This window comes from Caenispirillum bisanense (genome assembly GCF_900230255.1).
Lineage (GTDB): Bacteria > Pseudomonadota > Alphaproteobacteria > Rhodospirillales > Rhodospirillaceae > Caenispirillum > Caenispirillum bisanense_A.
In genome coordinates, this window is record NZ_OCNJ01000005.1 from 322,872 (window position 1) to 336,480 (window position 13,609).

General features: G+C 71.9%; 14 protein-coding genes. 3 read left to right on the forward strand and 11 right to left on the reverse strand.

What is annotated here, in order from left to right; all coding sequences use genetic code 11:
* Positions 1 to 170 precede the first annotated feature (170 nt).
* Together CRP50_RS13395 and CRP50_RS13400 are read left to right on the forward strand one after the other, a co-directional pair.
* The gene (locus CRP50_RS13395) at positions 171 to 2,069 is read left to right on the forward strand and encodes a PAS domain-containing protein (protein WP_097279674.1); all 1,899 of its coding nucleotides are present in this window, start codon (positions 171 to 173) and stop codon (positions 2,067 to 2,069) included.
* A complete protein-coding gene (locus CRP50_RS13400) occupies positions 2,066 to 2,434 on the forward strand; it encodes a hypothetical protein (RefSeq protein ID WP_097279675.1) in 369 nt (122 codons plus the stop codon). The genes CRP50_RS13395 and CRP50_RS13400 overlap by 4 nt, the downstream gene beginning before the upstream one ends.
* Here CRP50_RS13400 and CRP50_RS13405 read toward each other — a convergent pair.
* Genes CRP50_RS13405 through alr form a run of 3 tightly spaced genes read right to left on the reverse strand, consistent with a single transcriptional unit; the run spans position 2,431 to position 5,110 of the window.
* Positions 2,431 to 3,204 (reverse strand): ABC transporter ATP-binding protein, encoded by a 774-nt coding sequence (locus tag CRP50_RS13405; RefSeq protein WP_097279676.1) that lies wholly within the window; start codon positions 3,202 to 3,204, stop codon positions 2,431 to 2,433. The genes CRP50_RS13400 and CRP50_RS13405 overlap by 4 nt on opposite strands.
* The gene (locus CRP50_RS13410; protein ID WP_176525157.1) at positions 3,201 to 3,980 is read right to left on the reverse strand and encodes an MlaE family ABC transporter permease; all 780 of its coding nucleotides are present in this window, start codon (positions 3,978 to 3,980) and stop codon (positions 3,201 to 3,203) included. The genes CRP50_RS13405 and CRP50_RS13410 overlap by 4 nt, the downstream gene beginning before the upstream one ends.
* Positions 3,977 to 5,110: an alanine racemase gene (gene alr / locus CRP50_RS13415; RefSeq protein ID WP_097279677.1), complete on the reverse strand. Its 1,134-nt coding sequence runs from the start codon at positions 5,108 to 5,110 to the stop codon at positions 3,977 to 3,979. Before alr ends, CRP50_RS13410 begins: the two co-directional genes overlap by 4 nt.
* Positions 5,111 to 5,282: 172 nt before the next feature.
* Between alr and CRP50_RS13420 the strand changes: the two genes are divergently transcribed.
* On the forward strand, positions 5,283 to 7,988 hold the full coding sequence (locus CRP50_RS13420; RefSeq protein WP_097279678.1) for an HAD-IC family P-type ATPase: 2,706 nt from the start codon (positions 5,283 to 5,285) through the stop codon (positions 7,986 to 7,988).
* 205 nt (positions 7,989 to 8,193) lie between these two features.
* Here CRP50_RS13420 and CRP50_RS13425 read toward each other — a convergent pair whose 3' ends face one another.
* From CRP50_RS13425 to CRP50_RS13455, 8 genes are all read right to left on the reverse strand, one after another.
* Positions 8,194 to 8,691 (reverse strand): phosphorelay protein, encoded by a 498-nt coding sequence (locus CRP50_RS13425; protein ID WP_097279679.1) that lies wholly within the window; start codon positions 8,689 to 8,691, stop codon positions 8,194 to 8,196.
* Positions 8,692 to 8,808: 117 nt separating this feature from the next.
* A complete protein-coding gene (locus CRP50_RS13430) occupies positions 8,809 to 9,372 on the reverse strand; it encodes a response regulator (protein ID WP_097279680.1) in 564 nt (187 codons plus the stop codon).
* 108 nt (positions 9,373 to 9,480) lie between these two features.
* Positions 9,481 to 9,993, reverse strand: coding sequence for a response regulator (locus tag CRP50_RS13435; protein ID WP_245913473.1), 513 nt, complete (start codon positions 9,991 to 9,993; stop codon positions 9,481 to 9,483).
* A gap of 91 nt (positions 9,994 to 10,084) precedes the next feature.
* Positions 10,085 to 11,470: an SLC13 family permease gene (locus CRP50_RS13440; protein WP_097279682.1), complete on the reverse strand. Its 1,386-nt coding sequence runs from the start codon at positions 11,468 to 11,470 to the stop codon at positions 10,085 to 10,087.
* Positions 11,463 to 12,368, reverse strand: a complete 906-nt coding sequence (locus CRP50_RS13445; RefSeq protein WP_097279683.1) for a hydroxymethylglutaryl-CoA lyase — start codon at positions 12,366 to 12,368, stop codon at positions 11,463 to 11,465. Before CRP50_RS13445 ends, CRP50_RS13440 begins: the two co-directional genes overlap by 8 nt.
* A 17-nt stretch (positions 12,369 to 12,385) precedes the next feature.
* A complete protein-coding gene (locus CRP50_RS13450) occupies positions 12,386 to 12,850 on the reverse strand; it encodes a type II toxin-antitoxin system VapC family toxin (protein ID WP_176525158.1) in 465 nt (154 codons plus the stop codon).
* The gene (locus tag CRP50_RS25070) at positions 12,847 to 13,104 is read right to left on the reverse strand and encodes a FitA-like ribbon-helix-helix domain-containing protein (protein ID WP_141415131.1); all 258 of its coding nucleotides are present in this window, start codon (positions 13,102 to 13,104) and stop codon (positions 12,847 to 12,849) included. The genes CRP50_RS13450 and CRP50_RS25070 overlap by 4 nt, the downstream gene beginning before the upstream one ends.
* Before the next feature lie 75 nt (positions 13,105 to 13,179).
* Positions 13,180 to 13,608 carry a hypothetical protein gene (locus tag CRP50_RS13455; RefSeq protein WP_097279685.1) on the reverse strand — a complete coding sequence of 143 codons (429 nt, stop codon included), beginning with the start codon at positions 13,606 to 13,608 and terminating at the stop codon, positions 13,180 to 13,182.
* Position 13,609: the final 1 nt, after the last annotated feature.

Here is a 13,609-nt window from a genome sequence, read left to right on the forward strand (position 1 = left end):
CACTATAGGGCGGGCGGCCTTCCGGGGGTAGAGGCAGGGGTGAAAGTTTTTTGCCGGTCCTTCGGGCCGTGACGAAAGGGGAAACGTTGAAGCCTTTGGAACGATGCCGCCGTTCCGGCCCGCCGCGGGTGCCGCGGCGGCCCCATGCAGGCAGCGAGGGAGCCCTCATCGTGCACGACACCGGCGCCACGGACGCCCAGGACATGGCCGCCCGCATCGCCGCCCATCCGTGGGCGACGACGCCGCTCGGCCCCAGGGCGGACTGGCCGCAGGCCCTGAAGACGCTGGTGGAGACCATCCTCGTCGTCCCGTTTCCGCAGATCCTCGCCTGGGGGCCGGAGCTGACCTGCGTCTACAACGATGCCTACCGTCCCCTGCTCGGCCGCAAGCGAGAGGCCCTCGGCCGCCCGTTCCTGGACGTCTGGGCCGAGGCGGCCGACGTCGTCGCCCCGGCCCTCGATCAGGTGTGGCAGGGCCACAGCACCGCCGCCTCCGACTTTCCCTTCGTCCTGCTGCGCAACGGTGAACCCGAGGAGGCCTTCTTCGACTTCTCCTTCAGCCCCGTGCGCGACGAGACGGGCGCCGTCGCCGGTGTCCTGAACGTGGCGGTGGAGACGACCCGCCGGGTCGCCAGCGATCGCGACCGCCGCGAGAGCGACATGCGCCTCGGCGCCGTGCTCGAGCAGATGCCGCTCGGCGTCGCCCTCGCCGCCCTGCCGAGCGGCGCGTTGCTCTACCACAATCCCAAGGCGGTGGATCTGCTGGGCCATCCCATGCTGGCCGCCGCCGACACCGCCGGCTACGCCTGCTACGGCGCGCTGCACGACGACGGCACCGCCTACGGACCCGAGGAATACCCCATGGCGCGCGCCGTGCTCGGCGGCGAGACGGTGGACCGCGAGATCATGCGCTACCGCCGCGGCGACGGCCGCGAAACCTGGTTCGAGGTCAGCGCCGGCCGCGTCCACGACAGCAACGGCGACCCGGTGCTCGCCGTCAGCACCTTCCACGACATCGCCGCCCGCCGCGCCGCCGAGGCGGCCCTGCTCGACCGCGGGCACCGCCTGCGCGAGAGCGAGCGGCGCCTGCGCTCGCTCATCGAGGGGATCCCGCAACTGGTGTGGCGGGCGGTGGACGCCGGCAACTGGACGTGGGCGAGCCCGCAGTGGACCGAGGCGACGGGCCTGGACGAGGCCGACAGCCACGGCCACGGATGGCTGCAGGCGGTGCACCCCGACGACCGCGAGACGGCGCTGGCTGCCTGGCGCAGTGCCGGCGAGGCGGGCCACGGCTTCACCCTGGAGGCCCGCATCGGCCCGCCCGACGGCAGGGCCTGGCGGTGGTACCGCACGCGCGCCACGCCGGTCCTCGACGAGGCCGGCGGCATCGTCGAATGGCTCGGCACCTGCACGGACATCGACGACCTGCGCCGCATGCAGGACCAGCAGGGGGTGATGGTGGCGGAGTTGCAGCACCGCACCCGCAACCTGCTCGCCATCGTGCAGTCCATCGCCACCCAGACCGTCGGCCTCAGCGACTCGCTGGAGAGCTTCGAGAGCCACTTCGCCGACCGGCTGGCGGCGCTGTCGCGGGTGCAGGGGCTGTTGTCGGCGGGCGACCCGGAAACGGTGACCATCGGCGCCCTGGTGCGCCTGGAACTGGATGCCCTGGCCGCCGACCTGGACGGCGACCGCATCGCCTGCGGCGGCCCGGAGGTCCCCCTGCGCAAGCGGGCGGTCCAGACCCTGTCGCTGGCGCTGCACGAACTGGCCACCAACGCCCGCAAGCACGGCGCCCTGTCCGGCCCGGCGGGGCGGCTCGACGTCCACTGGCGCATCCGCGACGACGACGGCGAGCATCGCGTGGTGCTCGACTGGACGGAAAGCGGCGCCCCCTTGCCCGCCGCCACCGCGACGAGCCGGCACCGCGGCTACGGCCGTCGACTCATCGAACGCGCCCTGCCCTACTCGCTCGGCGCCCGTACCGAGTTCGTCCTCGACGACCGGGGCCTGCGCTGCCGCATCGACCTGCCGCTCACCCTCAAGGACAACCGCGAGGTGGCCGGATGACGGCGCGCCCCCTTCGCAGCCTCGACGGCCGCCGCATCCTGGTGGTGGAAGACGAGTTCCTCATCGCCGACGACCTGTGCAACGGCCTCGCGGCGCGCGGGGCGGTGGTCGTCGGGCCGGCGCCGACCGTGGGCGCCGCCCTGGAACTGGTGGCGCGCACCACCCGCCTGGACGGCGCCGTGCTCGACATCAACCTGGGCGGCGAGCCGGTGTTTCCGGTGGCCGAGGCGCTGCTGAAGCGGCGGGTGCCGTTCCTGTTCACCACCGGCTACGACGCCTTCCACATCCCGCCGCGCTTCGCGACCGCCGAGCGCTACATGAAGCCGGTGAAGCCCGCCGTGCTGGCGGCGGCGCTGTTCGGTTAACGCCGCAGCTCCATCTTGATCGGGCCCTCGGCGCGTCCGTGGACGAACTGGTCGACGTAGGGGTTGCCGCTGTCCTCCACCGCCTGGGCGTCGCCCACCCAGATGATGCGGCCGTGGTAGATCATGGCGATGCGGTCGGCGATCTTGCGCGCCGAGGCCATGTCGTGGGTGATGGACAGCGTGGTGGCGCCCAACTGCTCGCGGCAATCGACGATCAGGTCGTTGATGACGTCGGCCATGATGGGGTCGAGGCCCGTGGTCGGCTCGTCGAAGAAGATGATCTCGGGTTCGGCGGCGATGGCGCGGGCGAGGCCGACGCGCTTCTGCATGCCGCCCGACAGTTCCGCCGGCACCAGGTCGGCGACGTCGGGCGACAGGCCCACCTGGCGCAGCTTCTCGACCGCCACCTCACGGGCGTCGCGGCGCGGCATCTTGTCGCCGTGGACGAGGCGGAAAGCCACGTTCTCCCACACCGTCAGGCTGTCGAACAGCGCCGCGCCCTGGAACAGCATGCCGAACTTGTGCAGCATCCGGTCGCGGTCCTTGCCGGACAGGCGCGCCGTTTCCTGGCCGTCGATGCGCACCGATCCGGCGTCGGGGTGCAGCAGCCCGAGGGTGCACTTCAGCAGCACCGACTTGCCCGTGCCCGAGCCGCCGATGATGACGACGGACTCGCCCGTGCCGACGTCCAGGTCGACGCCGTCGAGCACCGTCTTGGGGCCGAAGCTCTTGCACACGCCCCGGATCTGGATCTTCGGCTGGTCGGTCATCGGCTGAAGAACAGCTCCGTGATGATGTAGTTGGCGGTCAGGATCAGGATGGAGGCGCCGACCACGGCGTTGCGCGTCGCCTGGCCGACGCCCTGGGCGCCGCCCTTGCTCATGTAGCCGTTGTAGCAGCCGATGAGGGCGATGAGGAAGCCGAACACCGCCGCCTTCACGAGGCCCGAGAAGACGTCGACGAATTCCAGGTAGTCGAGCGTGCGCTTGACGTAGTTGGTCGGGTTGAAGCCGAGCTTGTAGGTGCCGACCAGATAGCCGCCGAACACGCCGATCACGTCGGCCACCAGTACCAGCAGCGGCAGCATGAGCGTCGCCGCCCACAGGCGCGGCGCCACCAGGTACTTGTAGGGATTGGTCTCGAGCGTCGTCAGGGCGTCGATCTGCTCGGTGACGCGCATGGTGCCGATCTCGGCGGCCATGGAGGCGCCGATGCGCCCTGCCACCATCAGGCCCGCCAGCACGGGGCCGAGTTCGCGCGTCATGGACAGCACGACGACCGTCGCCACCGCCCCTTCCGCCGAGAAGCGGGCGAAGCCGGTGTGGCTCTGCAGGGCCAGCACCATGCCCGAGAAGATGGCCGTCAGCCCCACCACCGGCAGCGAGTAATAGCCGATCTCCACCATCTGCCGGCCGATGTTGCGCAGGAAGAACGGCGGCGTGAAGCAGTGCAGCAGCGACACCACCGTGAAGGTGCTCAGCCGCCCCGCGTGGCGCAGGAACGACAGCACCATGCGGCCGATGATGGCGAGGAAGTTCAGGTTCATGCCGCCGCGCCCTCCGGCCCGCCGACGTAGACCCGGTGGTAGCGGCGGCCGAGCTGGGTCAGCAGTTCGTAGGCGATGGTGCCGGCGTGGGCCGCGACCTCGTCGATCGGCATGTCGGGTCCGATGAGCTGGATCATGGCGCCGGGACGCGCCTCGGATGCGGGGACGCGGGTGACGTCGAGCGTGGTGAGGTCCATGGACACCCGCCCGACGATGGGCACGCGCGTTCCCGCCAGAACGCCGTACCCACGGTTGCTCAGCGCGCGGGAGAAGCCGTCGGCGTAGCCGACGCCCACCGTCGCGACGCGCGAGCCGGCCGCCATGACGTGGCTGGCGCCGTATCCGACCGACTCCGCGGCGTCGATTCGGCGCACCTGCAGGATCGGCGCCTCCAGCCGCACCACCGGCGCCATGGGGTTGGGCAGGTGGGGCGTCGGGTTGACGCCGTAGAGGGCGACGCCCGGTCGCGCCTGCTCGAAGGCCGCGGCACCGTCGAGGAACACGCCCGAGGAATTGGCCCACGACCCGCGCACGCCGGGCAGTGCGGCGTGCAGGCGGGCGAAGAGGTCATACTGCTCGGCGTTGAGCGGATGCTCCGGCTCGTCGGCGCAGGCCAGGTGCGTCATTACGGTCGCCGGGGCGATGTCGGCCAGCGCCGTCGGGTCGGCCAGCAGGGACTCGGCCTCCGCCGCCGTCAGGCCGAGGCGGCGCATGCCGGTGTCGAGGTGCAGGGCCGGCGCCGGCAGGGCGGCGCGCAGCTCGGCCGAAAGCCCCCGCCACTCGGCGATCTGCTCCGGCGTCGACAGGGCGGGCGCCAGACGGTGGGCGGCGAACAGGTCGGCGGTGCCGGGCAGCAGGCCGCACAGCACGAAGACGGCGGCCGGACGCTCGGCCAGCGCCGCCCGCAGGGCAATGCCTTCGGAAATTTGGGCGACGAAGAAGGTGCGGCAGCCGGCAGCGTGCAGGGTGCGCGCCACCGGCGCGACACCCAGGCCGTAGCCGTCCGCCTTGACCACGCCGGCGCATTCGGTGCCCGACGGCGCCAGCCGGTCGGCCAGCCGGCGCCAGTTGGACGCCAGTGCGTCCAGGTCGATGGTGAGAATGGCGCCCGCGGCGCGCCGGTCGATCATGATGCGTCTCGCTGCCCCGCATGATGGCGGCGCGACTGTACGGCGAAGAACCCGCCGCCGCCAAGCCTTTCCGGCGACCGGGCATGGGTGAGCTGCGCCGGTTTGCGATGCGGCACGACCGGAAAACCCTTAAACTGCGAAGGAACGGGCGATCCATCCGCAGGAGGTAGCCATGCCGCTCGACATCCACCCGACCGCCTGGCACGCCGCCTCGCCCGAGGAGGCCCTGGACGGGCTCGCCGCCGCGCCGGGCGGGTTGGCCGAGGCCGACGCCGCCGAGCGGCTGCGCAGCCACGGCCCCAACAGCCTGCCCGAAGCCGCCCGCCGCCCCGCCTGGCGCCGCCTGGTGGCGCAGTTCGACAACGTGCTGATCCTGGTGCTGCTGGCCGCCGGCGTGGTGACGCTGCTGCTCGGCCACTGGGTCGATGCCGGTGTCATCTTCGGCGTCGTGCTCATCAACGCCCTCATCGGCTTCATCCAGGAAGGCAAGGCGGAGAAGGCGCTCGACAGCATCCGCACCATGCTGTCGCCCGAGGCCGTGGTGCTGCGCGACGGCCGCCGCCGCCGCATCAAGGCGGTGGAGGTGGTGCCCGGCGACGTGGTGGTGATCGAGCCGGGCGACCGCATCCCCGCCGACCTGCGGCTGCTGCGGGCGCGCGGCCTGCGCGTCCAGGAAGCCGCCCTGACCGGCGAATCGCTGCCCGTCGACAAGGCCGCGGCACCGGTCGCCGCCGATACGCCGCTGGCCGAACGCACCAGCCTCGCCTTCGCCGGCACGACCGCGGTGCAGGGCCACGGCGAGGGCGTCGTCGTCGCCACCGGGGCCGCCACCGAGATCGGCCGCATCTCGCAGATGCTGTCGACGGTGGAGACGCTGGATACGCCGCTGCTGCGCCAGCTCGCCGCCTTCGGCCGCCTGCTGACCGGCGCCATCCTGGCCGTCGCGACGCTCGCCTTCGTCATCGGGGTGGTCGGGCGCGGCTATTCCATGGCCGCGATGTTCCTCGCCGCCGTCGGCCTCGCCGTGGCGGCCATCCCCGAGGGGCTGCCGGCGGTGGTGACCATCACGCTGGCCATCGGCGTCAAGCGCATGGCCGGGCGCAACGCCATCATCCGCCGCCTGCCGGCGGTGGAGACGCTGGGGTCGGTGTCGGTCATCTGCTCCGACAAGACCGGCACCCTGACCCGCAACGAGATGACCCTGGCCGCCTGCGCGCTGGCCGACGGCGAGGTGGCGGTGGAGGGCGTCGGTTACGGCCCCGAAGGCACCTTCCGGCGCGACGGCGCGGGGCTCGACGACCCCATGGCCGACCCGCTGCTCGCCCGCCTGCTCGTGGCCGGCTGCGTCTGCGCCGATGCGCTGGTCGACCAGCGCGACGGCCGCTGGACCATCACCGGCGACCCGACCGAGGCCGCGCTGGTGGTGGGCGCCGGCAAGGCCGGGCTCGCCCCCGAGACCCTGCGCCGCGAGCACCGGCGGCTCGACGCCATCCCCTTCGAGTCGGAACACGCCTACATGGCGACCCTCGACGCCGATCCCGACGGCGGCCGCCCCAACATCCACGTGAAGGGCGCGCCGGAGGTGATCTTCGCCCTGTGCGACCGCGAGGCCCGCGCCAATGCCGCCGACGCCCCCTTCGACGCCGCCGCCTGGCGCGCCCGGGTCGAAAGCCTGTCGCGCCGCGGCATGCGCGTGCTCGCCCTGGCCGAGCGGGCCGGCGCGCCCGACGAGCTGCGGCTGCGCCAGGCCGACTTCGACGGCAGCCTCACCTTGATCGGCCTGGTCGGCCTGCTCGACCCGCCGCGCGAGGAAACCGTCGCCGCCGTGCACCGCTGCCTGCGGGCCGGCGTGCGGGTGAAGATGATCACCGGCGACCATGCCCTCACCGCCGCCGCCATCGGCGAACGCCTGGGCCTGCCCGGCGCCGCCGGGGCGCTGACCGGCCGCGAGGTGGACGGGCTCGACGACGCCGCCCTGCGCACCGTGGTGCAGGAGGTGGACGTCTTCGCCCGCGCCACGCCCGAGCACAAGCTGCGCCTCGTGCAGGCCCTGCAGGCCGACGGCTCGGTGGTCGCCATGACGGGCGACGGCGTCAACGACGCCCCGGCCCTCAAGCGCGCCGACGTCGGTGTCGCCATGGGCGTCCAGGGCACCGACGCGGCGAAGGAGGCGGCCGAGATGGTGCTCGCCGACGACAACTTCGCCTCCATCGCCGCCGCCGTGGAGGAAGGCCGCACCGTCTACGACAACATCAAGAAGGCGATCCTGTTCATCCTGCCCACCAACGGCGGGCAGGCGCTGACCATCCTGGCCGCCATCGCCGCCGGCATGGTGCTGCCCATCACCGCCGTGCAGATCCTGTGGGTGAACATGATCACCGCCGTGACGCTGGCGCTCGCGCTGGCGTTCGAGCCGGCGGAGCGCACCGTCATGACCCGCCCGCCGCGCCGCGCCGCCGAGCCGCTGCTGTCGGGCTTTCTGCTGTGGCGCGTCGGCTTCGTGTCGGTGCTCATGCTGCTGGCGGTGTTCGGCCTGTTCGTGTGGGAGATCAGGACGCAGGGCACCGACCTCGCCACCGCCCGCACGGCGGCGGTCAACATGCTGGTGGCGGTGGAGATCCTCTATCTGTTCAGCGCCCGCTACCTGACCGCCAGCGCCCTGACGGCGGAGGGCCTGTTCGGCTCGCGGCCGGTGCTGATCGCGGTGGCGCTGACCATCGTGGCACAGGCGGCCTTCACCTACCTGCCGGCCCTGAACGTGCTGTTCGGCACGGCGCCGCTGGAGCCGCGCCACTGGCTGCTCATCGTCTGCCTGGCGGTGCCGGCGTTCCTGGCGGTGGAGGCGGAAAAGGCGCTGCTGCGTCGGCGGGGCGGGTGAGGCGGCGCCCGGCGGACCGTCGCCGGCGACACACCCCTACGGCGCGACCGCGCCGCGCGGCCCCTGCCGCGTGAGCCAAGCGGGCCGCAAGGCCCGCGCCCGGCGCTTGAGGGGCAAAATAACTCCGCGACCGCGCCGCGCGGCTCCTGCCGCGGGAGCCGAGCGGGCCGCAAGGCCCGCGCCCGGCGCCTGAGGGCCGTAAGGATCACCCCTCGGGGCCGCTGACCTTGGTGATGACGGCGTCGAGGCCGCGCATGAGGTTCTCGCCGGCCCGGCCGCCCTCGCCCGCCATGCGCTGGGCGATGACGAGGCGCAGGGCGTCGATGTGGACCTTCACCACTTCCATGTGGCCGCGCGTGATCTCGCCCGGCAGCTTCTCGATGAAGCGGCAGAGCTTGTTTCCGATGGCGGTCATGAGGTGGTAGTCGAAGCTGCCGCCCTGGCCCTTGACGTCGTGGGCGACGGAGAACACGTCGTTCAGCCGCGCACGGCGGTCGGCCCCTTCGGCGGCCATGGCCTGGCCGTAGAAGGTCTGCAACTTCTCCAGGTCGCCCTCGACCCATTCCAGGTAGCTGTCCTGCAGGCCGGCGATGAGCGCCTCGGCCTTTTCGAGCGCGTCCAGGTCGACGCCGCCCTCGGTGATCTTCACCTTGTCCTTGAGGTGGCTGGGCGGCTCGATGAACTCCGGACCGTTGTTGCTCATGCCCCTGCCCCCTCGCCCCCTGCGACCGGACCATCGGTCCGGCGCTCCTTATCCGTCCGGGCCATCCTAATCCATTCGGACGATTGGTCAACGTCCGGCGCGGACGATTGGTCAACGTCAGCCGTTGAGCAGCGCCTCGACCTCGGCCTGGCTCAGCCCGCCGTCGGCGGCGTTGGAGGCGCCTGCGGCGGCCATGCCGGCCTTGCGGCGTTCCGGGCCCTTCCAGTCGATCTGGCGGCGGCGGCGGTCGGGGCCGAAGTACATGCCCGCCCGGATGAAGGGGCGCGGCCGCTCGATGATGGACCGGATGCGCGAGAACAGGCCCTTGGCCGAGATCGGCTTGGCGAGGAATTCGTGGACGCCGGCGTCGCGCGCCTCGATCACCCGGTGCATTTCCGTGTGGCCGGTCAGCATGATGATCGGCACGAAGGGGTTCGGGCTGTCCTTGCCGGTGCGCACCAAGCGCACGAAATCCAGACCGTCCAGCGGCGACATGTTCCAGTCGCAGATGATGATGTCGGCCGGAAAGTGCCGCAGTTCCTTGAAGGCGTCGGCGCCGTCGGCGGCTTCGTGCACATTCTTGGAACCGAGCGCATGCAGGATCGTCTTGACGAGCGCCCGCATGTGCTTGTTGTCGTCGACGCAGAGGAAGTTCAGACGTTCCAGATTGTAACCAGCCATCCGATCGACCTTCGCCCTGGCGTTCTGTTGACGGTTGCGCCGTTTTCCCGGCGGGCAGATTTCCAGATCGTGTATACCGCGAAAACTTCTGTGCCGAAAAGCGGAATTCTACTCCGTAGGTAGGGATGACCTGCGGCGATCGGGGTGCGGAACGGCCACCTGGCGGCGCCGCCGGTCGGGACCGAAGTATCCCTCGCACGATACGAACGGCCGCGGGTTCTGGAGCAGTTGCACGATGCGCGAAAGCAGCGTCTTGGCCGAGATCGGCTTGGCGAGGAACTCGCTGACCCCGGCGTCGCGCGCCTCCGCCACCAGCTTCGGTTCGGTGTAGCCGGTGACCATGAGCACGGGGACGTAGGGGTTGGCCGAGCCCGGATCGGTGCGCAGGCGGCGGGTGAATTCCACACCGTCCATGGGGGTCATGCGGTAGTCGACGATGACCAGGTCGGCGTCGCAGCCGGCCAGGGCGGCGAGCCCGGCGGCACCGTCGGCCGCCTCGCTGACCTGGGTGATGCCGAGCGCCTGCAGCACGGTGCGGATGAGCCGGCGAAAGTGCTCGTTGTCCTCCACCAGCAGAACGCGCATCTGGCGCCCGTCGAAACCGATCATCCCTTGCCCCATGCTCGTGTCCCGCGCCGCGGTTCTCCGCCGCGGGTCGCCCATCATACCCAACCACCCGAAGGATTTAAACAGCGGCCCTACGTCCTATGGATCATCCGCCGCCCAACAGGCCGATCATGCGCCAATAGACGATGGTCGCAGGCCACGACAGGACGACGCTCGCCGCCGCCACCGCGAGCGTCAGCTTCGCCCCGCGCCGCAGGGGCACGCCGCCCATGGCCATGGCGACCAGCAGCGGCGGCACCTGATAGGGCAGCAGCGCCGTGGCGTAACCCATGACCTCGGCCATCAGCACCGCCTCCAGCGGCAGGCCCGAGGCCTCGGCCAGCCGCGGCGCCAGGGGCGTCACCACCGCCGCCGCGCCCGGCGTGGTGACCGCCACCGACACCGCCATGGACAGCGCCGCCACCAGCACCGCGTCCCACGCCCCGCCGGCCGCGGGGTCGAGCGGCAGGCGCTCCACCAGCCGTCCGCCGAGGCCGGTGGCGAGGCCGCTCTGCGCCACGGCCGCCCCCAGGCCGACGAGCGCCGCCACCAGCACCAGCGCCTTGACGTTGACTGCGCCGGCCAGCCGCGGCGCCGGCAGAACGGGGCGCGGCGGCAGGACGCACAGCACCGCCGCCCCGACGGCGATCCAGGCCGGCGAGACGTGGTGCAGGAAGTCCGTCGCCCACAGGGCCAGGGCGGCCGCCAGGATGAGCAGCAGGCGCGTCTGCGGCCCGGTCAGCGGTCGCGGGTCCTGCGGCGGCGCCGCCTGCGGCCGCTGGCGGTAGAGCAGCCACGCGATGGCGACCACCAGGGCGGCGCGCAGCAGGCCCGTGGTCGGCAGGTGCGCCGCCATGAAGTCGAAGTAGCGCAGCGTGCCCGGGTGCTGCGCCTCCACCGCGCCCAGCATCACCACGTTGGGCACGGTGGCCGGCAGCACGGCCATGGCGGGGATGATGCAGGCGGTGCCGGTGGCGAGCACGAGCCCCTCGTAGCCGCGGCTGCCGTGCCGGAAGCCCAGCGCCGCCGCCAGCGACAGCACCACCGGCGTCAGCAGCACCGTGCGCCCCATGCTCGACGGCATGACGAAAGCCATGACCAGGGCCACGGCGACGATGCCGGCCAACAGGGCACCGTAGGAGCCGCCGATGCGCGCCACCAGGCCGCGCGCCAGCCGCTCCCCCAGGCCCGAGTGCTTGACGGCGACGCCGACGATCATGCCGCCGGCGACCAGCCACACGGCGCCGGAGGTGGCCACCGCCCGCACCACGCCGAGGGGTGCGGCGGCGACGGCCAGCGCCGTCAGCACCCAGCCCGAGGCGCTCGCCCACGGCCCGAGCAGCCCACCCGCCCATAGCGCCGCCACGGCGAGGACGGTGCCCGCCAGCCGCAGGCCGGCGGCGGCGGGCGCGGCCGTCTCCAGCCCCGCCGGCAGCACCACCAGCACGGCGCCGACCGCCAGGGCGGCGGTCGTCGCGGCAGGGTTACGCACACCCGCCCCGGGCGCGCGCCACCTTGGACCCGGTGGGGCGGCCGAGTTCGCCGGAGATGTAGGCGCCGGCGGCGATCAGCCGGTCGATGTCGACGCCCGTCTCAATGCCCATGCCGTCGAGCATGTAGAGCACGTCCTCGCTGGCGACGTTGCCCGAGGCGCCCTTGGCATAGGGGCAGCCGCCGAGCCCGGCGACGGAACTGTCGACCACCGCGACGCCCTTCTCCATCACCGCCAGGATGTTGGCGAGCGCTTGGCCGTAGGTGTCGTGGAAGTGCGCCGCCAGTTTCTCCACCGGCACCACCTGCGCCACCGCCTCGATCATGGCCTGCGCCTTGACCGGCGTGCCGGTGCCGACGGTGTCGCCGAGGCTGATCTCGTAGCAGCCCATGGCGAGCAGTTTCTGCGCCACCTCGGCCACCTTGGCCGGCGCGATCTCGCCCTCGTAGGGGCAGCCGAGCACGCAGGAGACATAGCCGCGCACCCGCCAGCCGTTGGCGAGCGCCCGCTCGGCCACCGGCGCGAAGCGGGCGAGGCTCTCGTCGATGGAGCAGTTGATGTTCTTCTGCGAAAAGCTCTCCGACGCCGCGCCGAACACGGCGATCTCGTCCACCCCGCCGGCCTGTTCGGCGGCTTCCAGGCCCTTCAGGTTGGGCACCAGCACGGGATAGGAGACGCCGGGCCGCCGCGTGATGGCGGCCAGCACCTCGGGCGTACCGGCCATCTGCGGCACCCACTTGGGGCTGACGAAGCTGCCGGACTCGATGGCGGTGAGGCCGGCCTCGGCCAGCATGTCGACCAGCCGCGCCTTGACGGCGGGGGCGACGGGCGTCGGCTCGTTCTGCAGGCCGTCGCGCGGCCCGACCTCGACCATCTTCACGGACTTGGGCAGGGGCATGGGAGTTCCTCTTGCGGTTATTCTTCGTCGTCCAGGATGCGGAGGGCCTCGGTCACGTGCAGGACCAGGGGCCGGTGCGGAACATGACCCGCGCGCCAGCTCTCGAACGCCCGGACGAAGCGCCGGTCGGCGGTGACGACAGCGGCAGCCTGCGTCTGCTCCGCCGCGGCGACGTAGGCGCAGTCGTACGCGGGATGATCGACCTCGTAAGCCAGCTCGAGCGCCCGCGTCCAGAGGCGGCGGTCGGCGATGGGGTGCAGCGGCGACGCCTCGACCAGAGCCATCGCGACGTCGGCCGCGGCCACATCCACCGTGCCTCGCCGCTGCTTCTTCCAGAGAATGTTCGAGATTTCCAGGTAGAAGAGCTCGGGCACGACCAGTCCGCGGCGGCCCATGAACGACCGGGCCGCCGCCGTTTCGAGCGGCTCTTCCGGAAGAGCCCACTTCAACACGACCGAAGAGTCGATGACGACGGCGCTCACTTGTCGCAGCCGCGCATGGCCCGCACTTCGGCGAGATCGTCCTCGCTGTTGCTGTAGGGCTTGCCCTCGGCCATGCGCCGGGAGATCGCCGCAAGTCGCTCGACGCGGGCCCAGGCCTCCGCCTCGTCCTCGGCAGCGGCGTCCGTCAGGATCTGGCGGACTTCCGTCTCGCGCGTGATGCCTTTGGCCGCAGCCCGGCGGTCGAGCCTGCGCAAGGTCTCTTCGGAAAGGTCGCGCACCATCATGTTCGGCATGTCACGTCTCCCTGGCCCTTCCCGCGGCATCTCCTCAGCCCGCTACCGATGACATCGGCCGACCGGCGGCCCTGGTCAATCCTCCTCCTCGCCCACCTCGGCCACCAGGGCGTAGGCGCGGTCGAGGACGGTGCGGCCGTGCTTGGCGGCGGCGCGGATCTCCGCCAGTTGGGCGCGGGCGCGGTCGGCGACCTCGGCGGCGTTGGGGCGGTCGATGCGGTGCTCGATGAAGAAGGTGTTGATCAGCCGGTCGCGGTCGTTCTTCAGGCGCAGCAGCGCCGCCTTGTCTTCACCCGTCAGGCCCTTCAGCACCGCCGCGTGGCGGGCCGTCTCCGGCGCCATTCCCATGGTCAGCAGTTCCACGTCGCCGTAGAAGTTGCGTTCCTCGAAGGTGTCGGCGCCGATGGCGGTCACCAGAAGCGACAGGCTGTGGGCCAGGTGCTGGAAGTCGTGGACCGTCCACGCATAGTCCAGCATCAGGGCGTCGATGGTACTGTTGGTCACG